Below are 24,126 nucleotides of genomic sequence, written 5' to 3'. Positions count from 1 at the left end.
GTTCTACGTGCTACTGGGACAAAGAGACGTGGTCAGTCATGAGCCAACCCCTGATTGCAAGGCAAATGCAGCCCAGCACGGGCTTAGTTTCATTTTGTTATTGATAGGATTTAGCACATGTCTGACATTCGCACCGGCCAGGTAAAATGGTTCAACGAAACCAAGGGTTTTGGCTTTATTGAACAATCCCAGGGTCCGGACGTATTCGTTCACTTCTCCTCCATCCAGAGCACCGGTTTCAAAACCCTGGCTGAAGGTCAAAAAGTCCAGTTCACTGTGACCCAGGGCAAAAAAGGCCCTCAGGCTGAAAACGTTACTCTGGTCTAAGCCCGCGCCAGTGAATCATGCAGGAGGAGCCAAGGCCCCTCCTCTTTTTTGCCCGCAATTCTTCCTGCCAACCACCTTTCCCACGTACAACCCGCACAATGAACCCGTACCGCCTTCCTGTTTGCAGGAGGTGGTAGAGACGCGCCTAGTAAACGCCAGATACGATAAAGCATCGCAGTGCGATGTGAGGGGCAATTCAGAGGGATTATGAAAACTTCGAAGAGATATTGGAGCGGGAAACGAGACTCGAACTCGCGACCCCGACCTTGGCAAGGTCGTGCTCTACCAACTGAGCTATTCCCGCAACGGAATGTCACTTACAAATGTTTGGAGCGGGAAACGAGACTCGAACTCGCGACCCCGACCTTGGCAAGGTCGTGCTCTACCAACTGAGCTATTCCCGCAACAGAATGTCATTTACAAGTGATTGGAGCGGGAAACGAGACTCGAACTCGCGACCCCGACCTTGGCAAGGTCGTGCTCTACCAACTGAGCTATTCCCGCATCGGAATATCACTTACAAATTTTTTGGAGCGGGAAACGAGACTCGAACTCGCGACCCCGACCTTGGCAAGGTCGTGCTCTACCAACTGAGCTATTCCCGCAACAATTTGGTTGTCTTGAGGCTGGCTGATGATTGGAGCGGGAAACGAGACTCGAACTCGCGACCCCGACCTTGGCAAGGTCGTGCTCTACCAACTGAGCTATTCCCGCATCGGGCTGGTTTGCACCAGTGTCATCATCAGATTTTTGGAGCGGGAAACGAGACTCGAACTCGCGACCCCGACCTTGGCAAGGTCGTGCTCTACCAACTGAGCTATTCCCGCAACTACCTTAAAACAGGCCGTACAGCATTTGGTTGCTTGCGCTACTGTACGGGAGCCGAATTATAAGAGCAGTCATTCCAATTGCAAGGGCTTTTTTGTCTGGTTGCGCGCGTTCGCTCAAAAGCTGGCCGAACTGTCGATTTTAGCAGCCAGAGTATGACAACCCCTTGCCGGGGAATCAGATCTTGAAGACGTGGCTGCGATAGAACTGCAGCTCGGCGATGGATTCGCGGATATCGTCCAGCGCCTGGTGGGTGCCGCTCTTCTTGAACTGATCCAGCAACTCCGGCTGCCAGCGGCGTACCAGCTCCTTGATGGTGCTGACGTCGACGTTGCGGTAGTGGAAGAAGGCTTCCAGCTCGGCCATGTGCTTGACCATGAAGCGGCGATCCTGACCGATGCTGTTGCCGCACAGCGGGCTGGTGCGCTCCGGCACCCACTGGCGAATGAACTCGAGGGTCTCGGCAATAGCTTTCGCCTCATCGTGCTGACTCGCCTTGACCCGGGCCACCAGACCGCTCTTGGTATGGGTGTTGACGTTCCAGTCGTCCATCTTGGCCAGCTCTTCATCACTCTGATGAATGGCGATGACCGGCCCTTCGGCCAGTACGTTCAGATCCTTGTCGGTGACTATGGTGGCAATCTCCAGTACCACGTTCTCTTCGGGGTCGAGACCCGTCATCTCCATGTCGATCCATACCAGGTTCTGCGCGCTGACTGTCATGATTGCTCTCTCTATTGGGAGGAATGGCGGAATTTTGCCAATTTGCATGTATCATACTGGCTTTGGATCTGTTCATAAACTGGCGAATCGAGTGGCAAAGAAAGCAAAACTCAATCTGGGTCAACAAAGGCGCGTCCAGGCCAACCGCGAGCGGCGGCTGCAAAAAGATCACACCACAGTGGTGGATGACACCCTGTTTGGCCCCGCCATCGAAGGGGTGGTGATCAGCCGTTTTGGTCAGCACGCAGACGTGGAAGCGGTCGATGGCACCATCCACCGCAGCAATCTGCGGCGCAGCAGCATCAGCAGTCTGGTGTGCGGCGACAAGGTGGTGTGGCGTCCCGGCCTCAATGCCGCGACAGCGGGCGTTATCGAGGCGGTGCATCCGCGCCACTCGGTACTGACCCGGCCGGACTTCTACGACGGGGTCAAACCCATCGCCGCCAATATCGACCAGATCATCATCGTCTCGGCGGTGATGCCCGAGTTCTCCACCAATATCGTCGACCGCTACCTGGTGGCCGCCGAGGATGTGGAGATCCGCCCCCTCATCGTGCTGAACAAGGTCGATATGCTCGATGATGCCGCCAGAGCGCGCATCGAAAGCCAGCTCGAAACCTACCGCAAACTCAATTACGAGGTGCTGCTGGTGAGCTGCGAGAGCGGCGAAGGGCTGGATGAACTCAAGGCAGCCCTAACCGACAAGATCAGCATCTTCGTCGGCCAGTCCGGGGTGGGCAAGTCGTCGCTCACCAACGCCCTGATGCCGGGGCTGGATGTACTCACCGGCGAGATCTCCGAAAACTCGGGGCTCGGCCAGCACACCACCACCACGGCGCGGCTCTACCACTTCCCGAGCGGTGGCGATCTCATCGACTCCCCCGGGATCCGCGAGTTCGCCCTCTGGCATCTGGAGGCCGACCGCATCACCTGGTGCTTCGTTGAGTTTCGAGACTATCTGGGTGGCTGCAAGTTCCGCGACTGTACCCACAAGGACGATCCCGGCTGTGCCCTGCGCGCCGCGGTCGAGGCGGGCGCCATCAGCGCCGATCGCTTCCACAACTATCACCGCATCCTGGAAACCATGCAGGAAGCCCGTCACGGTCGCCAGCAAGCGCGCCTGTGACCCTAATAAACCTACGTTGATGATGAACATGAGCATTACTGACAACCTGAAAATTGCCGGTCAATACTGTCTGCCCAAGCACGCCCTCTCCCGTCTGATCGGCAAATTTGCCGCCGCCGAAGCGGGTAACATCACCACCAAAGTGATCGAGGCCTTTATCAAGCAGTATCAGGTCGACATGAGCGAGGCGCTGCACGAGAGCCCGGCCCACTACAAGAGCTTCAACGAGTTCTTCACCCGCGAGCTCAAGCCCGGTATCCGCCCCGTGGTAGAAGATGCCATGACTCTGGCGCTGCCGGTGGATGGCACCGTCAGCCAGCTCGGCCCGATCCAGCAGGGGCGCATCATCCAAGCCAAAGGTCACGACTACAGCGCCCGCGAGCTGCTGGGCGGCTATGAGGATCTGGTGGCGCCGTTCAAGGATGGCGACTTCGCCACCATCTATCTGGCGCCCAAGGATTACCACCGCATCCACATGCCGCTGGATGGCGTGCTGGAGAGCATGGTGTTCGTGCCGGGGGATCTCTTCTCCGTCAACCCGCTCACCGCCGAGAACGTGCCAAACCTGTTTGCCCGCAACGAGCGGGTGGTCGCCACCTTCCGCACCCCGCACGGCCCGATGGCGCTGGTGCTGGTCGGTGCGACTATCGTGGCCAGCATCGAGACCATCTGGGCCGGCAACATTGCGCCGACCAAAGAGAAGAAGGTGGTGCGCTGGGACTACACCGGCGACGAGGCCATTACCCTGCAAAAAGGTGCCGAGATGGGGCTGTTCAAACTGGGCAGTACTGTCGTCTGCCTGTTTGGCCCGGGCATGCTGGCCGGTTTCGAGCCCCATCTGGCCAATGGCGTCACCACCCGCATGGGTCAGCCCTTTGCCAAGCTGGCGGAGCAGGCATGAGCGAGCAACCGAACGCCTCGCAGAAGAACAACCCGCTGCACGGGCTGACGCTGGAAGCCATCGTCACTGCGCTGGTCGAACACTACGGCTGGGAAGAGCTGGGGCAGCAGATCAATATCCGCTGCTTCACCGATAATCCCAGCATCAAGTCCAGCCTGAAGTTCTTGCGCAAGACCCCCTGGGCTCGGGAGAAGGTCGAAAGCCTCTACCTCTACGTCCAGCGCAAGCAAGCCAAATCGAAGAAGGAAGGGCAAGATGGCCTTTAAGATTACGTACACCTATAAAAAACAGGCCAAAGAGATCGGCTACGCGAACGATAAGTTCCGCAGCATCTACGACGCCATCGCCGCTGCCGAAGGGCTGGATCTCACCAGTTTTCACGCCATGGAGGCCCAGCTGGCTCAGGTTTGCCGCCGTGACAAAAAGAGCGTGAAAGATTATCAGGAGAACTACTTCAAAGAGTTGGGATTCTCCAACATCGTCATCGAACGGGATCTTCAGGAGTAACCATGCGCACCTTGACTCTGATGGCCGCCTCTCTGCTACTGGCGGCATGCAGTACACCGGAACAACATCTGGTTGGCAGCGATCGCGACAGCCACGGCTGTATCGGCAGTGCGGGCTATCAGTGGTCAGCACTGACTGGCAAATGTATGCGCCTGTTTGAAGAGGGTATCCGGCTCAATCCAACCGATGCCAGCCAGACCAGCAGCGCCTTCGTGCTGTTCAACGCCGATCAGACGCAGGCCGAACTGCATCTACCAAGCGGCGAGCTGCTTGCGCTGACCCGTCAGGGTGCGGAGGGCAACTGGTCGTGGCAGGGCAGCGGCTACACCCTCTTTATCTGGAAGGGTTATGTGCTCAAGCAAGGTGACAAGGCGCTCTATCACGGGGAATAACCCGAGCGCCTGATATCTTCACGATATCCACCAAATAAAATGCCGACCCTGGGGTCGGCATTTTTGTTTTTGCAAAAGCCTGTTATCAGGCGCGGCTGAGGTAATCGGCCTGCCCTACCCACTTGTAGCTGGTGAGCTCGGTCAACCCCATGGGGCCACGGGCATGCAGCATCTGGGTCGACACCGCCACTTCAGCCCCCAGCCCAAACTGGCCGCCATCGGTGAAGCGGGTCGAAGCGTTGACGTAGACAGCCGCCGAACCGGCCCCGTTGACGAAACGCTCGGCGTTGGCCAGATCGTTGGTGAGGATGGCATCGGAGTGGCCTGCGTTATGCTCGCGCATATGGGCCAGCGCCTCGTTCACATCCGCCACCAGCTTGACCCCCAGAGTCAATCCCAGCCACTCGGTATCGAAATCCTCCGGCCCCGCCTCGCACAGGTTGTCGGCGCCCGCCAGCAGCGTCATGGCGTTGGGCGCAGCCACCAGCGTCACCTTGCGCTCGTTCATCAGCGTCACCAGCTGCGGCAGGAAGGTGGCAGCCACCTTCTCGTGCACCAGCAGGGTATCGAGGGCATTGCAGGCGGAGGGGCGTTGCACCTTGGCGTTGTCGATAACCGCCAGAGAGCGCACCAGATCGGCGCTCTCGTCGACGAAGATGTGGCTGATGCCGAAACCGCCGATGATGACCGGAATCGAGCTGTTCTCCTTGCACATCTTGTGCAAGCCGGCACCACCGCGGGGAATGATCATGTCCACATAGCGGTCGAGACGCAGCAACTCGCCGACCAGCGCCCGATCCGGGTTGTCAATGTACTGCACCGCCGCCTCGGGCAGACCGGAGGCCGCCAAGGCATGCTGGATCACCCGCACCAGCTCCAGATTGGAGTGGAAGGTCTCGCGCCCGCCACGCAATATGCTGGCGTTGCCAGTCTTGAGGCAGAGGCTGGCGATATCGATGGTGACGTTGGGGCGCGCCTCGTAGATGACGCCGATAACCCCGATGGGCACCCGACGACGGGAGAGCCGCAGGCCATTTTCCAGCACTCGGCTATCCATTTCGGCGCCGACCGGATCATCCAGAGTAATTACCTTGCGCACATCCGCCACGATACCGGCCAGCCGGGCCGGATTGAGTAGCAGGCGATCCAGCATCGCTTCTGACAAGCCTGCCTCACGGCCGGCGGCGATATCTTTCGCATTGGCGGCGAGGATCTGCTCACTGCGCGCCTCCAGCTCGTCGGCGATGGCGGCCAGCGCCCGATTCTTCTGCGCCGTGCTGATGGTAGCCAGCTGATAGGCGGCTTCTCGGGCCGCCTGCCCCATTTTCTCCAGACTCATCTCATTTCCCTTTGTTCATGCTGTGCCGCCCTGATTAGAGCAGCACCATATCGTCTCGATGGATGGCTACTGAACCATATCCATAGCCCAGTACCTGCTCAATCTGATCCGAGTGGACGCCGCGCAGTTTATCCAGCTCCAGATGGTCGTAACGGCAGATACCGCGCGCCAACTCGGCGCCTTTGGGATCAAGAATACGCACCACATCGCCCCGAATGAAATCGCCCTTGACTGCCACAATCCCCTTGGGCAGCAGGCTGGAGCCTTTCTCCTTCATGGCGGCCACTGCGCCCGGATCCACATGCACTTCGCCGTGAGGAGGTGGGCCTGCCAGGATCCAGCTCTTGCGTCCTTCCAGCGGGGACGCCAGCGCGGGAAACAGGGTGCCAATCCGCTCACCCTTGGCAAGACGGCCAATCACCTCCGGCATCTGGCCGGTCGCGATCACCACGTTGACGCCGGCGCGGCGCGCCACATCGGCGGCCTGCAGCTTGGTAGCCATGCCGCCGGTGCCGAGGCCACTGACACTGTCACCTGCCAGCGAGCGCAGGGTATCGTCGATGGTCTGCACTTCTTCGATCAACTGGGCATCCGGATTGGTGCGCGGATCGGCGGTAAAGAGCCCCTTCTGATCTGTCAGCAGGATCAGCAGATCCGCATCCGCCAGAATGGCGGCCCGTGCGGAGAGGTTGTCGTTGTCGCCGACCTTGATCTCGGCGGTCGCCACCGCATCGTTTTCGTTGATCACCGGAATAATGCGGTGATCGAGCAGGGTGCGCATGGTGTCGCGGGCGTTGAGGTAGCGCTCCCGATCTTCCAGATCGGCGCGGGTCAGCAGCATCTGGCCGATATGCAGACCGTAGAGGTTGAACAGATCCTGCCATACCCGAATCAGCTGGGTCTGACCAACCGCCGCCAGCATCTGCTTGTTGGGCAGGGTTGGCGCCAGTGGCGGGTGACCCAGATGTTCACGCCCGGCGGCGATAGCCCCTGATGTGACGACCACGACCCGATGGCCGTGACGGTGCAAGGCCGCACACTGTCTGACCAGCTCGACCATATGGGCACGATTGAGCTGGGAAGACCCCCCTGTGAGCACGCTGGTGCCCAACTTGACGACTATGGTTCTGTTTTCCATGGGAGCATAAAGGCTAAAAAAGTAAGGAATATCTTTATACCCACGGCCATGGTGCCCTGCAAGGCAATTAACGCTGGGGTGAGGAGATGGGGCAAAGGCCCGGATGATTGCGGTCGGAAGGGGAGATGGCTGACTGATGGCCCGGCAAACAGCGGGATGCTGCTCGCCGGGCATCAGGGATCAAGCGGCGGTCACGGTCAACTCATTGGTGACCTGATCCGCTGGCGCTAACTGACACTCCAGAGCCGTCAGTTTGTCGCTGATGAGCTTGTAGAAACGGTTGAGGGTCCGTTCCACTTCTACCTGGTGCTTCTTGGGGATCGGCTTGTCCAGCCACTCACCATCAGCATTGTAGAAACCGAGTTGATAGTGGTAACGGAAATGGTGATCGTCCTGCTCCAGCACCAGCCACCAGCCCCAGAACTCCCGTTTGTCCGGCGCCGGCTTGGCGCTGACACAGACCGACAGGCAGTCGAAACGATAACGCCCCTCTTCGCAGAGATCTTCGCGCAAATAGGGGCCAATGGCAGCAAACTGCCTCAGCAGTCGCTTGTAGGTCACTCTTTCAGACATGTTAACCTCCCTGTTAAACAAGCCGCGCCACCTCGGGATGGCGTCAGTTCTTTAGCGCAATATCAGGTACACAAATGCTGTTTCAGCCACTCGACGATTTCGTCCAGCGCCTTGTCATACACCTCCAGCAAAGGCTGTTTGTCGAATACGATGGCCTTACCGTTACGACTGGCCGCCGCCAATGCCCGTACATCCTGCTCGGGACAAATAAAATCTCGCTTGTGTCCAATACTCAATATCGGCACAGAGGTGCGAGTCCCCAGTAATCCTTGTGTTTTAAGTGAAAATACCTGGCACTTGGTACGCATGCCATCCCACTGCGCCGCATCAGCCCCCAACCGGTTGGCCAGACTGTCCCGCATCATGCGCGGACACTTGGCAAACAGCTCCTGATTGGTAAACACCTGATTGACACCGGCGCCGACACAGACCACGGTGCGCAGCTTAAAGGGTTCGATAAAGGCCAGTCTGGCTGCGATATTGCCCGCCAGACGCATTCCCACCATGGCGATACGCTGATGATCGACCCAGGCCACTTCGGAAAGGTAATGGAGCACCGCCTGATGAAGGCGGCTGGTATCCTGCACCAGCGGCCAATGCTCGGCATAGCCAACCCCGGGCATATCGAGGGAGAGCATGCCGATGCCGTTGGGCTCGAGCCGTTTGAGATAGAAGTTGAGGAAATCGAGCTGCAGGGAGTCGATCCCGCCGCTGATGATCACCAGCGGCACCGGTTTTTCGGTCGTCGGCAGGTGGAGATAACCCTGAATATGCTTGCCGCGAAAAGGCACCTGGATCTCTTTGAGCGGCACCTTGAACAGGCGACCTGCCTCGCGATAGGCCATGTTGCCAAGCAACTGGGCTTGATCCGCCAGCTCGTCATCCTTGAGATGGGGATAGCTGGCGATGGAGTAGTAGCGCACCGCCTTGAGCAGCTGTTTCAAGGCGCCAGAAGGATCACCCTTCTCGCGCAGTTCGCGGCCCTGCTTGAAATAGTTGCCAGCCACCTGACTCCACTCGTAGATCCAGTTGCCGGGCACATAGCCCTTGATGGTATCGAGATAGCAATCGTGGGTGCGCTCGCCGGTCGCCATGGCGATACGGGCCAGGGTCTGCTCCACTTCGATGGGATCAGCCCCCTGCCAGGTCCAGGAGGGGCGGCGCAGCAGGCGATACCAGCTCTTTGACATGGATCCGTCGATAAACATCTCGTCTGACTCGGCTTGCGCCAGATCAGCCGCACTGGAGTTGGAGATCTCGGATGTTTCCAATACCTTCTTGACGCGGGTAAAGAGCTGTTCGGTCAGGTTTAGGTCTTCGTTCAAGTCCAAGATAGTGTCCCATTCATATCAGGCAATAGCTCATCTTAACCACTTTTACTGCCCATCAGCCACCCTGCAACAGATTGATACACAAAAAAACAGGGCTCCAAATTGGAGCCCTGTGAAACCATTATTGCCGGTTGCGACCAATGGACGCAGCGAGCGTCACATCCCGATCCTGTTACTTTTCGTCGCAAATCGGTGTGGCGAACTCCAGTGCCATATCCCACGGCTGTTCGATCCAGGTATCCTGCGGGATCGCCACTTCGAAATCGTCCAGCAGCGCTTCGCCCATCGGCTTGGCGAAAATAGCGATGAACTTGGCTTTCGGGTAGAGCTCGCGGATCGCCTTGGCGGTAGTGCCGGTGTCGACCAGATCTTCCACCACCAGCCAGCCTTCGCCGTCACCGGCGGTGGTGGCAGCCTTCACGACCACCAGCTCGCGCTGGCTGTCATGGTCATAGCTGGAGATGCAGAGGGTTTCCACATTACGAATGCCAAGTTCACGGGCCATCAGGGCTGCGGGCACCAGACCACCACGGCTGACCGCGATGATACCTTTCCACTGGCTGACAGGCAGCTGACGACGGGCCAGACGGCGAGCTTCACGTTGCAGGTTGTCCCACGACACATAGAACTTTTTCGGCATGTTATCGATCTCGAATAGTTATTTAAAAACAATCACTTAAAATAACAACACCCGCAATTATCCCTGCGGATGCCAGTAAATGGCGGCCCTTGCCCGACTGAATTCAGATTGCACTTCGGCTGCCTCAGGGCTAAGCCTCGGCAGCAAATCTGATAACAATGGAAGCAAGATGGGCTTATCCGGCGATCGGTTAGATGATGTGTCCAAACCGCGGACAGGCTGTTGGGCCGATATGATAGCACCGTTTGCAGAGAAAATGCCTGGCAAACGTATGCCAAAAACAGGAAAAATCGGCATCACCCTCTCCATTCGGCACATCTAGAGAGCCAAACGACCAACCTGCCGTCCCTGCTGCCGAGTCCTAATGGGCTGTGCGGCAAATCGCAGATAAAAAAATAGCAGGGGGGAGGTTTAACCTCACGCACCTGCTGCTTTCTCGCCTCTGCCTGGTTGGGCAGCTCGTCTTAGCGACGAGTGACGAAGGGGTTAGGGTAGCTGAAACCCTGGGTATACAAAGAGGGGGCAAACCAATAGGTTGAGTTGCTGCCTGGCATATTGAAACTCCTGATTGCTTAACAAGTTACGTACCTTTATGCGGGCTCAAATCCTTGAACGAACACTCGGTTCCATGGAGGCGCACTTGCTTTGCTTCGGTTCCCTGGAGGCTTTCATCGTCATCCTGACGGGTGGCGAACCACGGGAGCTAATTTACCAGTCGGTGCATTAAATTCAATATTTTTGTGAGATCGGTCACACATTTTCTTTTCTATCGGTCAGCGTCGTCCGAACTTGACGATCGTACTGCCTGGTTGCCATCAGCCAGCACAAGCTGCCTGCGATTTGCGCTGATTGCTCACATTTTTGTGTGATTGACTGTATTATCGTTATCCTCTTCCCCGGCCCGCTGATGGGGCCCTGTTAATTCCGTGCTGGTAAGGAGTCCCGACGTGGCACAGCTTAGCTCTCTCTCTCCCAAACTGATTTGGCATTTCTTCGAACAGATCTGCTCCATTCCCCACCCTTCCAAACATGAAGCCAAACTGAGCGCCTGGATCATCCAATGGGCTCAAGGGGAAGGTCTGGCGGTCAAGCAGGACAAGGTCGGCAACATCATCATCAAGAAACCGGCCACCCCGGGGATGGAAAATCGCAAAGCCGTGGTACTGCAGGCCCACATCGACATGGTGCCTCAAGCCAACGCCGACACCAAACACGACTTCGCGACCGATCCCATCGATGCCTATGTAGATGGCGAGTGGGTCACTGCCCGTGGCACCACCCTGGGTGCTGACAACGGTATCGGCATGGCCGGTTGCCTGGCAGTGCTGGCTGACAAGAGCATCAAGCACGGCCCGCTGGAAGTGCTGTTGACCACAGACGAAGAGACCGGCATGACCGGTGCTTTCGGTCTGGAAGCGGGCTGGCTGGAGGGCGAAATTTTGCTCAACACCGACTCCGAAGAGGATGGCGAGGTCTACATGGGCTGCGCTGGCGGTGTGGATGCCAATATCCGCTTCCCGCTCGAGCTGGTTGATGCCAGCGAAGGCGAAGCGTTCGAACTGGCCGTAAAAGGACTGCGCGGCGGTCACTCAGGTTGCGATATCCATCGCGGCCGTGGCAACGCCAACAAGCTGCTGGTGCGTCTGCTCAAAGCAGCCGAGCCGCTGGGTGTGCGTCTGGCCGAGATCCACGGCGGCACCCTGCGCAACGCCATCCCGCGCGAAGCCCGCGCCACCCTGCTGGTGCCCGCTGCCAGCGTAAACGAGTTCAAGGCGCTGGTTGACCGCTACACCGGGATCTACCAGACCGAACTGGCCGCCACCGAGCCGAACCTGACCGTGCTGGTCAACAGCGCCGCCAAACCGGCCAAGCTGATGAGCGTCTCCCTGCAGCAGCGCCTGCTGGATGCCCTGATGGCCTGCCCAAATGGCGTGATGCGCATGAGCGACGCCATGCCCGGCGTGACCGAAACGTCCACCAACCTGGGGGTCATCAAGACTCAGGATGGCGAAGTGTACGTCCAGTGCCTGATCCGCTCCCTGATTGACTCCGGCCGCGAGAGCATCGAGCAGATGACCCGCTCCCTGTTCACCCTGGCAGGCGCCAGCTGCGAATTCACCGGTGCCTATCCGGGTTGGGCGCCGAACGTGGACTCCCCCGTCATGGCGCTGGTACGCAACAGCTACCAGACCCTGTTTGGCACCATGCCCAACGTCATGGTGATCCACGCTGGTCTCGAGTGCGGTCTGTTCAAGAGCGCCTATCCGGAGTGGGACATGGTCTCCTTCGGCCCGACCATCCGCGGTGCCCACTCCCCTGACGAGAAGGTACATATCCCGGCGGTCGAGCGTTTCTGGCAACTGCTGGTGCACGTACTGGAAGCGATTCCGGCCAAATAACCCGGCATACGCCACACGGCAAAGCAAAGCCCCGCACTGCTGCGGGGCTTTTTATTGTCTGTTCCAACCTGACGTTGGCGCTTACCGGATGCCGCGGGCCTCGCGGATCCACTCCCAGGCTTGCTGGATCTCCTGGGTCTTCTCCTTGGCCATCTCCATCATCTCCGGCGGCAACCCTTTGGCGGCCAGCTTGTCCGGGTGATGTTTGCTCATCTCCTTGCGGTAGGCGCGCTTGATATCCTGATCGCTGTCGCTCTCGCTCACCCCCAGCAACTGGTAGGCATTCTTGAGGCGATCCGCAGAGGGTGCCGCCTGCCGATACTGCTGACCACCGGAATGGCCCCCCTGATACTGGCCATGGGCCTGATTGAAGAAGTTCATCTGCGCTTCGGCCATCGCCAGAATGCGGGCCAACTCAATGCGGCTGAAACCCAGCTCGTCGGCAATGGTGTGCAGAATGGCGCGCTCGCCATCCTCCACCCGACCATCTGCAAAGGCCGCCTGCAACTGCACCTCGAGGAAGAAGCGCAGGATATCGCGCTGCCCCAGACTGGCACGGCGGAACTCGGCCAGGGTCTCGCGCAGCGGGAAGTCGGCCTCTTTACCGAGACGAAACGACTCCTGCGCCCGGGCACGCTGTTCGCCCGCCAGCCGCATCCGATCCATCAGGTTGGAGGCAACCCGGATCTCCTGCTCGGTCACCTGACCGCTGGACTTGGCGATGTGACCCATCACCGAGAAAGTGGCATGGAAAAAGACGGCTTGCTGCTCCTGACTCGGGCCGCGACGAAACGCCCCCTGCAGCCCCATGCCACGGTCGAAACGGTGCCCAATCCAAAGGCCAATCAGGGCGCCGATGATATTGCCGAGCAGAAAACCGAAGAAGGCGCCCAGCACCTTACCCCAAATACGCATGGTTCAAGACCTCTTGAAGTTAATGAGTGCGGGTCTGGAGCTGGTCATCCAGCTCGCGCAGTCGATCGACCGTGCCGATATCGCGCCACTCGCCAGCGAGCAGGCTGCCGCCCACCCGCCCTTGCGCCATCCAGTCACGGAGCAGGGGCGCCAGTTTGCGGGCGCCGCCCGCGAGACCAGCAAAGGCCGCCGGATCATATAGTCCGACCCCGCTGAAGGTAAACGCTGGCGTATCCACGACTCGCCCTTCTTGCAGGGCAAAATCCCCATTCGGGTGCTGGGGCGGATTGGGCACCAGCCAAAGGTGGGCCAAATCATCGCCAAGGGGCTGGCTGACCAGAGTGTGATAATCGAGATCGAGCCAAGTATCGCCGTTGATCACCAAAAAGGCTTCAGAGCCCAGCAGCGGCAGCGCCTGCACAATGCCGCCCGCGGTCTCCAGTGCGCTCTCCTCGGCTGACCAGTAGATGGTCACGCCATGCGCACGGCCATCACCCAGGCTCTCAACCAGCTTGTGGCCAAGCCAGGCGTGGTTGATGACCAACTCGGTCACCCCGGCGGCTTTGAGTTTTTCGATGTGATGAACGATGAGCGGCTTGCCCCCCACCGCCAGTAGAGGCTTGGGCAGCAGGTCAGTCAGCGGGCGCATCCGCTCGCCACGGCCAGCGGCCAGGATCATCGCCTTCATGATTTAACTCCTGCATTGGCGATCCCCGGCAACACCACCTGCTCCAACCACTGACCAAAACGGGCCAATACCGGATAGGCACCACCATGAGTGCGACAGACATCCACCACGTAGCCGAGGGTACGGGGAATATCCTTGAGATAGCCGGACTTGCCGTCGCGATGATAGAGCCGGGTGAAGATCCCCGCCGCTTTGAGGTGGCGCTGCATGCCGGTCAGGTCGGCATCACGACGGAAACTGGCATAATCAAGCTCGCCAAGCAGACCCTCCTGTTGCAGGGTGACAAAGCCGTGGCGCATCCCTTCATCGATCACCTCGTCCGGCCAGCGTACGTAGCAATCTTTCAGCAGGGAGACCAGGTCATAGCTCAGGGGCCCGATGACCATGTCTTGAAAATCGATGATGGCCAGCCGGCTGCTCTCGGGGGTATCCCCGCCACACACCATCAGGTTGCGACTGTGAAAATCTCTATGCATCACCCCCTGCGGCTGGGCCAGATTGCAGGCGGTGAGACAAGCAAAGGTCTCGTCCAGCAGTTGCTGCTCTTCATGGCTCAGAGTCAGTTTTAGATGGTGGCCCAGCAGCCACTCGGGAAAAATGCTGTTCTCCCGTGCCATAAAGGCGGCATCGAAGGGTTCAAGCGCCAGTTCAACCGCCCCCAGGCGGGGCAGCAAATCAATCGCCTTGCCATACCAGGCCAGCACGTTGTGCTCGTTCAGGCGGCTGATAAGCTGGGTATCGCCCAGGTCACTGACCGCCAGCAAGCCCTGTTCATAGTCCACCGCCTTGACCTCTGGCGCCAACAGCTGACGCGCCAGCAAGGCCGCCGCGTTACGAACAAACTCATGATTTTTTTCGGTTTTCGGGTTGGCATCCACCCAAACCAGACCACCACCGCGATAGTAGCGGCGGAAGCTGGCATCACCGGAAATGAGGGTAAGCGTGAGAGTGGCATCACCGCAAATACGGCGTGCCCACTGCAATAGCAGGGAATCGCGATCGTGCATAAGTAGAGGACCAAGGTGGAAAGCAGCACTTGGCTGTTAGCCCTGGCCGCAATAATGCTTTATCATTGCCGGCTAACATAAAGCAATGACATGCAATGTCAACTCGATGAAACCTGTCGTAAAATGCATGCCTTGGATCAACCGTATCTATCACGGATTGCACGAGTCTTTCACATGACAAAATGGACACTGGGGTACCGCTATCCCATCGCCCTGACTATCAGCCTGGCCCCCGCACTCACCCCTATGATGGTGCAGGCGGCCCCGTTCGAAGCGCCGCCAGCCACCGGCATTCTCGATAGTCTCTGCTATGACTATGTTCCCAAGATAGAGAAGCCTGCATCGGATCAGGATGCCAACGCACAGCCGGTCGAGGTTGATGCTGACCGTCTCGAGGCCAAACAGGGCGGCACCGCCGTCTATGAAGGTGACGTCAAGGTTCGTCAGGGTGTTCGCAAGTTTGACTCTGACTATGCCCAGCTCGACCAGAAGAGCCGGGATGTCATCGCCATCGGCAACATCTATTACAACGACGGTCAGGTGACCGTCACCAGCGACAAGACCCTCAAATCCAACCTGGATACCAAGAACTCCGAACTGGAAGAGGGCAAGTATCAGGTGCATGGCTCACCGGTGCGCGGCTTTGCCAAGCGCGTGGTGATGACCAACAACAACCAGAACATCACCATGGAGGGGGCCCAGTACACCACCTGCCCCCCCGGTCAGGAAGTGTGGACCCTCAAGGCGGGCAGTATCGACATCGACCAGAAAGAGGTGTTCGGCGAAGCCTGGAACGCCAGCCTCTGGCTCTATGACTACCCGGTGTTCTACTTCCCCTATATCAACTTCCCCATCAAGGATGAGCGGAAGACCGGTCTGCTCTACCCGGGTTACAAGCAAAGCTCCAGCAACGGCATGGATATCACCCAGCCCTTCTACTGGAACATTGCCCCCAACTATGATGCCACCATCACCTCCCGTTTTATGGACAAACGCGGCCTGATGGAGCAGGTGGAGTTCCGCTACATGCCGGACCCTGCCCACACCGGCACCCTCTATTTTGAAAATCTGGCGGATGACAAGCAGTACAGCCCGAGCAATCCGAGTCTGGCGGGCCTGTCCGATGGACATCGCTACCTGATGAACGTCCGCCACGGTTCAGCCCTGATGGATGGCAGCCTGCGTTTTGGTATCGACTACACCCAGGTGCGCGACAAGGATTACAACTACTTCAACGACTTCAGCCCGCAAGTGGGCACTCAGGTCGACAGCCAGTTGCAGCAATCCTTTACCGCCGGCTACTACCAGCCCAACTGGAACCTCACCTCCGAGGTGCGCCGCTACCAGATCCTGAGCCCATATGCGCTGCTGCCCCACGAGATGCTGCCGCGTATCGACTACAACTACTATCAGCAAGGCAAGTGGTTCGATCTGGCCTGGAACAGTGAACTAACCAAGTTTGGCTATGACAGTGGCAGTGCCGCCACTCTGCAAGCAGGTGAGCGCTATACCGCCACCCGCCTGCATCTGGCGCCAACCCTGACCGTGCCCCTAGTGGATGCGCCGGGTTACTACCTGACCAGTCAGTACAAACTGATGTTTACCTCCTACAACCAGGAGGTACCCGATAATCTGGTTAGCCAGGACCGCAGCCGCTTCACCGATGCAGACAGCAAACAGCTGACCCTGAAAGAGGGCACCATTACCCGTACTCTGCCCTCCTTCCGCCTCAAGGGGGGCGTCAACTTCGATCGGCCGCTCGACTGGTATGATGGCAAGGGCACCCAGACCCTGGAGCCCGAGTTCCAGTACCTCTATATCCCTTACAAAAATCAGGACGAGATCGGGATCTACGACTCCACAACCACCCGTCAGGATTACTACAGCCTGTTCAGTGACCGCCGCTTTGCCGGTCTCGACCGCATCAGCGATGCCAATCGGGTCACCGTTGGCCTGACCAGCCGGGTCTATGACAATGTGGGTGATGAACGGTTGCGTCTGGCGGTGGCCCAGGCCTTTGAGATGACGCCACCCAAGGTGCGCCTCTACCCTTCAAATCCGGAAAGCACCAACGCCCGCTCCCTGCTCTCGTTCGAGGGGGATGCCCGGATCACCGATGAGTGGTTTGCCCATGCGGGGACCCAGTACGATACCTCCGAGGGGGAATTTACGGCTGGCAACGGTGCAGTCGAGTACCGGACCGGCAAGCTGACCACTCAGGTCAACTACCGCTACATCAAGGATGGCAACCTGGACTATCGCTATCCGACCAACACGGCGCTGGCAGAAGATCTGAGCCAGGCGGGCCTGGTGATGATGGCGCCGATCGCCGATCAGTGGCAGATGTATGGCGGTTACTACCGTGACATCAAGCAGGATGTGAACATTGACCGCAAGATCGGTGTCAAATACGACTCCTGCTGCTGGAGCATCAACATGAGCCTGGAGTGGCACAATCAGCCGGACAACGTCACCCTGAAGCCCACTTCGGAAAAAGTCATTGGTCTGCAGTTTGAAATGAAGGGACTTGGCAGCGTGGGTACCGGTGGCCGCAGCGTCACCCTGGATACCGAGCTGTTGCCCTATGTTCGCCCGTTTAATCTGAAAGGCCAGCAATGATGCTGGCCCAGCCTTGAGAGATGGATATGAAAAAGACCCTGATTGCCCTGCTGACCGCGGGAATGTTCGGTGCCATGAGCCAGGCCGCACTGGCTGCGCCCGAGCTGATGGACAAGGTGCTGGCCGTGGTCAACAAGGACGTGGTGCTGTCCAGCCAACAGGACGCACTGGTCAACAAGGTAAAACTCTCCGCTCAGGAGAGCGGCCAGTCCCTGCCTGACGATGCCACCCTGCGCAAACAGGCGCTGGATCGGCTGATCCAGGAGAGCCTGCAGTTGCAACTGGCGGAGCGCCAGGGGCTGAAGATCAGCGACACCCAGCTGGAACAGGCTATTCAGGGCATCGCTGCCGACAACAAGATGACCCTGGATCAGCTGCGGGCCCAGCTCGCCCGTGAAGGGATGACCTATGCCCAATATCGGGAAGAGGTTCGCCGCGAGATCCTGATGAACGAGGTGCGCCGCAACCAGGTGCGCCGCCGTATCAACATCTCCGAGCAGGAGGTGAAGCAGGTGGTGGAGATCCTGAAGAAACAGGGTCAACAGCAGAACGAATACCACGTCGGCCATATCCAGATTGCCCTGCCGGACAACCCCACTGCCGCCCAGCTGGATGCCGCCAAGAGCAAGATCGAGCGCATTCTGGCCGCCCTCAAGCAGGGTGCCGACTTCCGCAAACTGGCCATTGCCGAGAGTAACGGTCCCAAGGCGTTGGAAGGGGGCGACTGGGGCTGGATGAGCCCGCAAGAGATGCCGACCCTGATGGCGGAAGCGGTACAGGGTGCCAAGAAGGGCGACATCGTCGGCCCGCTGCGCTCCGGCGCCGGCCTGCACATCGTCAAGGTGTTCGACACCAAGGGTCAGCAGCAAGTGATGCAGACCGAGGTGAAGGCCCGCCACATCCTGATCAAGCCGTCCATTATCCTGAGCGAAGAGAAAGCCAAGGGGATGCTGGACGGCATTCTGCACGACATCAAGAGCGGCAAGGCAAGCTTCGCCAGCATGGCGGAGAAGTACTCCGAAGATCCGGGCTCTGCGGTGCAGGGTGGCGAACTGGGCTGGTCTGATCCCAACGTCTATGTCCCCGAGTTCCGCGACATGGTCAACCGTCTGCAACCGGGCCAGATCAGTGCCCCGTTCCGTACCAGCCACGGCTGGCACATCGTGCAGGTGGAAGATCGCCGCAGCCAGGATGCGACCGACAAGGCTCAGGAGCAGCGCGCCTACCAGCTGATCTACAATCGCCGCTTCGTGGAAGAGTCCCAGGCGTGGCTGGATGAGCTGCGTGACGAGGCCTACATCCAGATCGAAGGAGCCGGTAGCTGATGAGCTGCCGTCGCCTTGCCGTTACCCCGGGCGAACCGGCCGGGATCGGCCCGGATCTGGTGCTGCAGATTGCCCAGCAGGATTGGCCCCACCAGTTGGTGGTGATCGCCGATCCGGCGCTGCTGCGCGAGCGGGCAACCCTGCTTGGTCTGCCCATTGAGCTTGAGCCCTACGATGCCGCCGCCCCTGCCCGCCCCCAGCGGGCGGGCACTCTGACCGTCTGTCCGGTCACCCTCGGCGCCCCCGTGATACCGGGCGAGCTGAACGAAGGCAATGGCGCCTATGTGCTGGCGACCCTGCAGCGTGCCTGCGATGGCAACATGAGCGGCGAATTTGCCGCCGTGGTGACCGGGCCGGTGCACAAGGGGATCATCAACCAGGCCGGGGTCTCGTTCAGCGGCCACACCGAGTTCTTTGCACAGCAATCCAACACCGCCGATGTGGTAATGATGCTGGCAACCGAGGGGCTGCGGGTCGCACTGGCGACTACCCATATTCCGCTGGCCTATGTAGCGATGGCCATCACCGAGGATCGCCTCGGCAAGGTGATCCGGATCCTCAACGAGGATCTCGCCACCAAGTTTGGCATCGCCAAACCCCGTATTTACGTCTGCGGCCTCAACCCCCATGCGGGGGAAGGTGGCCATCTCGGACGTGAAGAGATTGACGTGATCGAACCTGCCCTGGCCACCCTGCGCCAGGAAGGGATCGATCTGGTCGGCCCATTGCCGGCCGACACCCTGTTCCAGGAGAAATACCTCAAGGATGCGGATGCGGTACTCGCCATGTACCACGACCAGGGGCTGCCTGTGCTCAAATACAAGGGCTTCGGCAGTTCGGTCAATATCACCCTGGGGCTTCCCTTCATCCGCACTTCGGTGGATCACGGCACCGCGCTGGATCTGGCAGGCAAGGGCCTGGCCGATCCGGGCAGCCTTGTCACCGCGATTAACCACGCCATCAAGATGGTAGAGAAAAAAAGATATGAGCAGTAAGGTGCACATGGGCCACACGGCCCGTAAGCGTTTCGGTCAGAACTTCTTGCACGACCGGTATGTGATCGATCAAATCGTCGCCGCCATCAACCCGCAGCCGGGTCAGAATCTGGTGGAGATCGGTCCGGGTCTGGCCGCGCTGACTGAGCCGGTTGCCGCCCAGATGGACAAAATGACCGTGGTCGAGCTTGACCGGGACCTGGCAGCTCGCCTGCGCGAGCACCCGACTCTCAAAGACAAGCTGACCGTCATCGAAGCGGACGCCATGCGTTTCGACTTCGGCACCCTGATGGGTGAAGGCAAGGGGCCGCTGCGCATCTTCGGCAACCTGCCCTACAACATCTCCACCCCGCTCATCTTCCACCTGTGCGAATTTGCCGACCGGGTTGAAGACATGCACTTCATGCTGCAAAAGGAAGTGGTGTTGCGTCTGGCCGCAGGCCCGGGCAGCAAGGCTTATGGCCGTCTGAGCGTGATGACCCAGTACTACTGCCAGGTGGTGCCGGTGCTGGAAGTGGGCCCGGGCGCCTTCAAACCGGCGCCGAAAGTGGACTCTGCCGTAGTTCGCCTGATCCCGCACAAGAATCCGACCATAGTCGCAAAAGACATTCGTTGTCTGAATCGCGTCTGTACCGAAGGCTTTGGCCAGCGTCGCAAGACCATCCGCAACAGCTTCTCCAACTTCATCACCGACGCCCAGCTGACCGAGCTTGGTATCGATGGCAACCTGCGCCCGGAGAATCTCTCCCTCGAGCAGTTTGTCATGATCGCCAACTGGCTGGCGGATCAGCAACAGGCCTGATCCTGTGGCACTCCCGCACATCGAGATCCGCCCATACCCCCTGTATGTGGCGGGCTCCAGAGACCCTTACCAGTTTCACTATCTGATCGAGATTGAGAATCTGGGGCCCGGCCCGGTGCAACTGCTGCATCGGCGCTGGCTCATCACCGATGCCAATGGCAAGATGCTGGAAGTGGCAGGCCCGGGCGTGGTCGGGGAACAACCCGTCATTGCCGAAGGTGAGACCTACCGCTACCAGAGCGGCGTGCCGCTGGCGACCCCGCTTGGGGTGATGGAAGGGAGCTATACCCTGCAAGATGGCTCTGGTCAGCAGTTTGAGGCGCCCATCGCCCCCTTCACGCTGGCCATCCCCAATATTATCAACTGAGGTTTCATGGCGAACTGTTTTGTCGGTGACATCCAGGGCTGTTACGACGACTTGCGCCGTCTGCTGGATCTTGCCGCGTTCGATCCCGAAAATGACGTGCTCTGGCTCTGCGGCGATCTGGTCGCCCGCGGCCCGGACTCCCTCAATACCCTGCGTTTTGTCAAAGGGCTGGGCAACCGCGCCGTTACCGTGCTCGGCAACCACGACCTGCACCTGCTGGCGGTCGCCGATGGCGTTGCACCGCTCAAGAAGAAAGACAAGCTGCAAAGCCTGATGGATGCCCCTGATCGGGATGAACTGCTGGAGTGGCTGCGCCACCGCCCGCTACTGGCCGAACATCCGGATCTGCCCATCATGATGGTGCATGCCGGGATCTCCCCCGCATGGGATGTCCGCACCGCGCGCAACTGCGCCCGCGAGGTAGAGAGCCTGCTGCGCGGTGACCAGTACAGCTGGCTGCTGCACAACATGTACGGCGACCAGCCCGATGGCTGGAAAGATGATCTGGTCGGGATCGACCGCTACCGCTACATCATCAACACCTTCACCCGGATGCGCTTCTGCTATTTCGACGGTCGTCTCGACTTCAAATGCAAGAAGGGGCCCAAGGAGTCGACCCCGGGGCTGCGTCCCTGGTTCGAACAGCGCGAACACCACGTGGATGACCCCATTCTGGTGTTCGGCCACTGGGCGGCCCTGATGGGCAACACCGGCAAGAGCGATATCAAGGCGCTCGATACCGGCTGCGTCTGGGGCAACAGCCTCACCCTGTGGCGCTACGAGGATGATGCCCTGATCACCACCCCCTGCCCGGTTCACGCCAGCTAGAAAGTGCGCAGCAATCAGGCGATTGCTGCCGCACGGATGGCCACAACCCGCTCCAATAACAAAGCCCGGCTGGTTGCCGGGCTTGCTGTTTTAGGTTCCCTGTTTTCCGGCGAATGAAGTTACAACTTGCGCCCCAGCCGCTTCTCGATCTGGCGCCGCTCCCACTCGGGGCCAAACAGCTTGAAGGGCTGAAACACCCGAACAGCATGGGAGGCAAGTCCCAGCCCCCAACCCAGGGTTGGCCACCAGGCCCAGATGTACTCCGGATTGCTCAGGTAGTTGATGACAAACAGCCCGCAGATCACCACCACGTAGCTGGCAACATGGTGATAGAAGCCCTTGAGCTCCTCCACATAGCGCATTGCCGCCCGCTCCTCTGCCGATACCTGCACCGCATCCTGACCCATAGTGTCACTTCCTCTCATCTCGCGCTCCTGTTGCTCTGATCCATCCAGTTGAGCCACATCGAGTTCAAAGACGGAGGCCAGGGCCTTGAGAGATTCCAGTCCGGGTTGCTGCCCCTGCTCGATCCGCTGGATAGTGCGGACACTCAAACCAGTCAACGTTGCCAACTGATCCTGAGACCAACCCCGTTGCAATCTCAACTTCCTGACGATCATCTCGAACTCCTTGTGGTAATTGACAGGGCCAGCATAGGGCTTGCGCCGCGAAAGGTGACACGACAGATGGCCGACATACATCTGACAGTCCTTTAAAATCAGATGGTTAAGATTTTGATCTTGTCAGTCAGCCGCTCGTTCCCCCAGATATTGCACAAACCGTAACAGATAACCATCGGGATCCTGCAGCAAAAATTCGCGCTGCCCGGCCAGCATCTCGCCCACTGGATACCAGACCTCAGTGGGCTGCCGGAAAAGTGCAATCCCGGCGGCCTGCAAGCGGTCGAGTAGCGGCTGGATCTCGGTCAGCTCCATCTGCAGATTGATTCCCCGGCCGAACGGTGGCTCCAGCGCCCCGACCTGCCAACCCGCCGGATGTACCTGCTCCAACATCAGTTGTACCTGTTGCTGCTCAAGATAAGCAAAAGGAGGGTCATCGCGCTGATAGCGGACCGAGAAGCCCAACAAACCGGTATAGAAAACCAGAGCTCGAGCCAGATCGGTAACCGACAGCTCCGGTACCATGGGATTCCAATACGGCCCATCCACCGCGACAGTAGGGTTCGTCATGGCTTACAGGCTCTGCATCAGCTCGGCGGCAATCTCGAAAGAACGCAGTCGAGCCTGATGATCGACGATGGGCCCATTGAACATCAGCTCATCGGCACGGGTTTCCGCCAGCAGCGCCTTGAGGCCATGACGAACCTGCTCCGGGTTGCCCACTAGCGAGCGGGCCAAGGTCTGCTCCATCGCCATCAGCTCACGGGGCGCCCACTCGTCACCAAGCTGGACGACCGGCGCGGGCAGCTTTCCCGCATCACCGCGATGAAGGCGCAAGAACTGCTGCTGCACGGTAGTGAACTGGAAGCGGGCCTCACGCTCGCTGTCGGCGGCGATCATGTTGATGCAGACCACCGCATGGGGCCTGGGCCAGCGAGCGGAGGGGCGATACTGGCTGCGGTAGATCTCCAGCGCCTGCAGCAACATGGCGGGCGCGAAATGGGAAGCAAAACCGAATGGCAAGCCCATCGCCGCTGCAAGTTGCGCGCTGTAGAGGCTGGAGCCCAGCAGCCAGATGGGCAGATGCAGCCCCTGACCGGGCACCGCCTGCACCGCGCCAATCTCGTCGCCAAAGTAGCTCATCAGCTCACGCACATCGGCTGGGAAATCATCCACCTCGCCACTGCGCATACGTCGCAGCGCCCGCATGGTGCGCTGATCAGTACCGGGGGCGCGACCAAGGCCCAAATCGATGCGGTCGGGATAGAGCGAAGCCAAGGTGCCAAACTGCTCGGCAATCACCAGCGGCGAGTGGTTCGGCAGCATGATGCCACCCGCCCCGATCCGCAGAGTGGTGGTGGCTTCGGCCAGATGACCGATCAGCACCGAGGTAGCTGCACTGGCAATGCCAGGCATGTTGTGATGTTCGGCCAGCCAGTAGCGCAGGTAACCCCAACCCTCGGCATGGCGGGCAAGATCCCGTGAACGGCGAAACGACTCGGCAGGCACGGAACCTTCGGCAACAGGCACCAGATCGAGCACGGAATAGGGGATGGCAGACATGGGGCACTCCATTGATTTACAGGCCAGTAACAAGTGGGGCAATGTAGCACGGGATACCTGAATGAATCACTATCTCCTGCCACACTCTGCCTGCCAAGCGGCAGCAATCGAACGGAACAAATCTCAGGCAAGTATTGTTTGAACGCTCATCTTGCTGGCCGCGCAAGCCGGGG

Annotated in this window: 25 protein-coding genes and 6 tRNA genes; 13 read left to right on the top strand and 18 right to left on the bottom strand. The window is 59.3% G+C overall.

Annotated features, from left to right (window positions below):
* The first annotated feature begins 117 nt into the window (after positions 1-117).
* The gene (locus ACB035_RS11555) at positions 118-327 is read left to right on the top strand and encodes a cold-shock protein (RefSeq protein WP_005338972.1); all 210 of its coding nucleotides are present in this window, start codon (positions 118-120) and stop codon (positions 325-327) included.
* A 228-nt stretch (positions 328-555) separates the two neighbouring features.
* Here the strand turns inward: ACB035_RS11555 and ACB035_RS11550 are convergent.
* The 7 genes from ACB035_RS11550 to orn all read right to left on the bottom strand — a co-directional run bounded on the left by ACB035_RS11550 (position 556) and on the right by orn (position 1,878).
* A tRNA-Gly gene (locus ACB035_RS11550) sits at positions 556-631 on the bottom strand.
* 24 nt (positions 632-655) lie between these two features.
* A tRNA-Gly gene (locus ACB035_RS11545) sits at positions 656-731 on the bottom strand.
* Between the two features lie 24 nt (positions 732-755).
* Positions 756-831, bottom strand: a tRNA-Gly gene (locus tag ACB035_RS11540).
* A 25-nt stretch (positions 832-856) separates the two neighbouring features.
* Positions 857-932: transfer RNA gene (locus tag ACB035_RS11535), tRNA-Gly, on the bottom strand.
* Between the two features lie 33 nt (positions 933-965).
* Positions 966-1,041: transfer RNA gene (locus ACB035_RS11530), tRNA-Gly, on the bottom strand.
* 37 nt (positions 1,042-1,078) lie between these two features.
* Positions 1,079-1,154, bottom strand: a tRNA-Gly gene (locus ACB035_RS11525).
* Between the two features lie 178 nt (positions 1,155-1,332).
* On the bottom strand, positions 1,333-1,878 hold the full coding sequence (gene orn / locus ACB035_RS11520; RefSeq protein WP_042080584.1) for an oligoribonuclease: 546 nt from the start codon (positions 1,876-1,878) through the stop codon (positions 1,333-1,335).
* Between the two features lie 91 nt (positions 1,879-1,969).
* Between orn and rsgA the strand changes: the two genes are divergently transcribed.
* Genes rsgA through ACB035_RS11495 form a run of 5 tightly spaced genes read left to right on the top strand, consistent with a single transcriptional unit; the run spans position 1,970 to position 4,804 of the window.
* Complete coding sequence (gene rsgA, locus ACB035_RS11515; protein ID WP_043822940.1) at positions 1,970-3,004, top strand: small ribosomal subunit biogenesis GTPase RsgA; 1,035 nt, start codon at positions 1,970-1,972, stop codon at positions 3,002-3,004.
* Between the two features lie 28 nt (positions 3,005-3,032).
* Positions 3,033-3,905 (top strand): archaetidylserine decarboxylase, encoded by an 873-nt coding sequence (asd, locus tag ACB035_RS11510; protein ID WP_026034874.1) that lies wholly within the window; start codon positions 3,033-3,035, stop codon positions 3,903-3,905.
* Positions 3,902-4,171, top strand: coding sequence for a VF530 family DNA-binding protein (locus ACB035_RS11505; RefSeq protein WP_005349372.1), 270 nt, complete (start codon positions 3,902-3,904; stop codon positions 4,169-4,171). Before asd ends, ACB035_RS11505 begins: the two co-directional genes overlap by 4 nt.
* The gene (locus tag ACB035_RS11500; protein WP_005338984.1) at positions 4,161-4,412 is read left to right on the top strand and encodes a DUF2960 domain-containing protein; all 252 of its coding nucleotides are present in this window, start codon (positions 4,161-4,163) and stop codon (positions 4,410-4,412) included. The genes ACB035_RS11505 and ACB035_RS11500 overlap by 11 nt, the downstream gene beginning before the upstream one ends.
* A gap of 2 nt (positions 4,413-4,414) precedes the next feature.
* Positions 4,415-4,804, top strand: coding sequence for a hypothetical protein (locus tag ACB035_RS11495; protein ID WP_371167325.1), 390 nt, complete (start codon positions 4,415-4,417; stop codon positions 4,802-4,804).
* 85 nt (positions 4,805-4,889) lie between these two features.
* On the opposite strand, the gene ACB035_RS11490 is transcribed toward ACB035_RS11495, so the two are convergent.
* The 5 genes from ACB035_RS11490 to gpt all read right to left on the bottom strand — a co-directional run bounded on the left by ACB035_RS11490 (position 4,890) and on the right by gpt (position 9,825).
* Positions 4,890-6,143, bottom strand: coding sequence for a glutamate-5-semialdehyde dehydrogenase (locus ACB035_RS11490; RefSeq protein ID WP_236372646.1), 1,254 nt, complete (start codon positions 6,141-6,143; stop codon positions 4,890-4,892).
* A gap of 34 nt (positions 6,144-6,177) precedes the next feature.
* Positions 6,178-7,281: a glutamate 5-kinase gene (proB, locus tag ACB035_RS11485; RefSeq protein WP_279497509.1), complete on the bottom strand. Its 1,104-nt coding sequence runs from the start codon at positions 7,279-7,281 to the stop codon at positions 6,178-6,180.
* A gap of 180 nt (positions 7,282-7,461) precedes the next feature.
* The gene (gene crl, locus ACB035_RS11480; RefSeq protein WP_005339003.1) at positions 7,462-7,854 is read right to left on the bottom strand and encodes a sigma factor-binding protein Crl; all 393 of its coding nucleotides are present in this window, start codon (positions 7,852-7,854) and stop codon (positions 7,462-7,464) included.
* Positions 7,855-7,916: 62 nt separating this feature from the next.
* Positions 7,917-9,185, bottom strand: a complete 1,269-nt coding sequence (gene frsA / locus ACB035_RS11475; RefSeq protein ID WP_005349360.1) for an esterase FrsA — start codon at positions 9,183-9,185, stop codon at positions 7,917-7,919.
* 172 nt (positions 9,186-9,357) lie between these two features.
* The gene (gene gpt / locus ACB035_RS11470; protein WP_005339007.1) at positions 9,358-9,825 is read right to left on the bottom strand and encodes a xanthine phosphoribosyltransferase; all 468 of its coding nucleotides are present in this window, start codon (positions 9,823-9,825) and stop codon (positions 9,358-9,360) included.
* Between the two features lie 947 nt (positions 9,826-10,772).
* Between gpt and ACB035_RS11465 the strand changes: the two genes are divergently transcribed.
* Entirely contained in the window at positions 10,773-12,224 is a 1,452-nt protein-coding gene (locus ACB035_RS11465; RefSeq protein WP_371167324.1) for an aminoacyl-histidine dipeptidase, read from the top strand.
* Between the two features lie 81 nt (positions 12,225-12,305).
* Here the strand turns inward: ACB035_RS11465 and djlA are convergent, their stop codons facing one another.
* Genes djlA through ACB035_RS11450 form a run of 3 tightly spaced genes read right to left on the bottom strand, consistent with a single transcriptional unit; the run spans position 12,306 to position 14,834 of the window.
* Complete coding sequence (gene djlA, locus ACB035_RS11460; protein ID WP_040065084.1) at positions 12,306-13,139, bottom strand: co-chaperone DjlA; 834 nt, start codon at positions 13,137-13,139, stop codon at positions 12,306-12,308.
* Between the two features lie 19 nt (positions 13,140-13,158).
* Positions 13,159-13,827 (bottom strand): N-acetylmuramate alpha-1-phosphate uridylyltransferase MurU, encoded by a 669-nt coding sequence (murU, locus tag ACB035_RS11455; protein WP_371167323.1) that lies wholly within the window; start codon positions 13,825-13,827, stop codon positions 13,159-13,161.
* Positions 13,824-14,834 carry an aminoglycoside phosphotransferase family protein gene (locus tag ACB035_RS11450; RefSeq protein ID WP_371167322.1) on the bottom strand — a complete coding sequence of 337 codons (1,011 nt, stop codon included), beginning with the start codon at positions 14,832-14,834 and terminating at the stop codon, positions 13,824-13,826. The genes murU and ACB035_RS11450 overlap by 4 nt, the downstream gene beginning before the upstream one ends.
* 174 nt (positions 14,835-15,008) lie before the next feature.
* On the opposite strand from ACB035_RS11450, the gene lptD reads away from it, so the two are divergent.
* The 6 genes from lptD to ACB035_RS11420 are packed head-to-tail and all read left to right on the top strand — an operon-like array spanning position 15,009 to position 21,770.
* Entirely contained in the window at positions 15,009-17,453 is a 2,445-nt protein-coding gene (gene lptD / locus ACB035_RS11445; protein ID WP_088870070.1) for an LPS assembly protein LptD, read from the top strand.
* Positions 17,454-17,479: 26 nt separating this feature from the next.
* Positions 17,480-18,778, top strand: a complete 1,299-nt coding sequence (gene surA / locus ACB035_RS11440; RefSeq protein WP_005349338.1) for a peptidylprolyl isomerase SurA — start codon at positions 17,480-17,482, stop codon at positions 18,776-18,778.
* Complete coding sequence (gene pdxA, locus ACB035_RS11435) at positions 18,778-19,773, top strand: 4-hydroxythreonine-4-phosphate dehydrogenase PdxA (protein ID WP_371167321.1); 996 nt, start codon at positions 18,778-18,780, stop codon at positions 19,771-19,773. The genes surA and pdxA overlap by 1 nt, the downstream gene beginning before the upstream one ends.
* Positions 19,763-20,575 (top strand): 16S rRNA (adenine(1518)-N(6)/adenine(1519)-N(6))-dimethyltransferase RsmA, encoded by an 813-nt coding sequence (rsmA, locus tag ACB035_RS11430; RefSeq protein WP_005339016.1) that lies wholly within the window; start codon positions 19,763-19,765, stop codon positions 20,573-20,575. Before pdxA ends, rsmA begins: the two co-directional genes overlap by 11 nt.
* Before the next feature lie 4 nt (positions 20,576-20,579).
* Positions 20,580-20,942: a Co2+/Mg2+ efflux protein ApaG gene (gene apaG / locus ACB035_RS11425; protein ID WP_204419561.1), complete on the top strand. Its 363-nt coding sequence runs from the start codon at positions 20,580-20,582 to the stop codon at positions 20,940-20,942.
* A gap of 6 nt (positions 20,943-20,948) precedes the next feature.
* Entirely contained in the window at positions 20,949-21,770 is an 822-nt protein-coding gene (locus ACB035_RS11420; protein ID WP_005339018.1) for a symmetrical bis(5'-nucleosyl)-tetraphosphatase, read from the top strand.
* Positions 21,771-21,889: 119 nt separating this feature from the next.
* On the opposite strand, the gene ACB035_RS11415 is transcribed toward ACB035_RS11420, so the two are convergent.
* The 3 genes from ACB035_RS11415 to ACB035_RS11405 form a co-directional block, all read right to left on the bottom strand.
* Complete coding sequence (locus tag ACB035_RS11415) at positions 21,890-22,390, bottom strand: 2TM domain-containing protein (protein ID WP_279499101.1); 501 nt, start codon at positions 22,388-22,390, stop codon at positions 21,890-21,892.
* A 123-nt stretch (positions 22,391-22,513) separates the two neighbouring features.
* Positions 22,514-22,960 (bottom strand): VOC family protein, encoded by a 447-nt coding sequence (locus ACB035_RS11410; protein ID WP_236563162.1) that lies wholly within the window; start codon positions 22,958-22,960, stop codon positions 22,514-22,516.
* 3 nt (positions 22,961-22,963) lie between these two features.
* A complete protein-coding gene (locus tag ACB035_RS11405) occupies positions 22,964-23,953 on the bottom strand; it encodes a luciferase-like monooxygenase (RefSeq protein ID WP_371167320.1) in 990 nt (329 codons plus the stop codon).
* Positions 23,954-24,126 lie beyond the last annotated feature (173 nt).

The organism is Aeromonas sp. S12(2024) (assembly GCF_041402305.1).
GTDB classification, from domain to species: Bacteria; Pseudomonadota; Gammaproteobacteria; order Enterobacterales; family Aeromonadaceae; genus Aeromonas; species Aeromonas veronii.
Note: the sequence above shows the minus strand (reverse complement) of the source record. Positions and strands in the feature narration are given on the sequence as shown.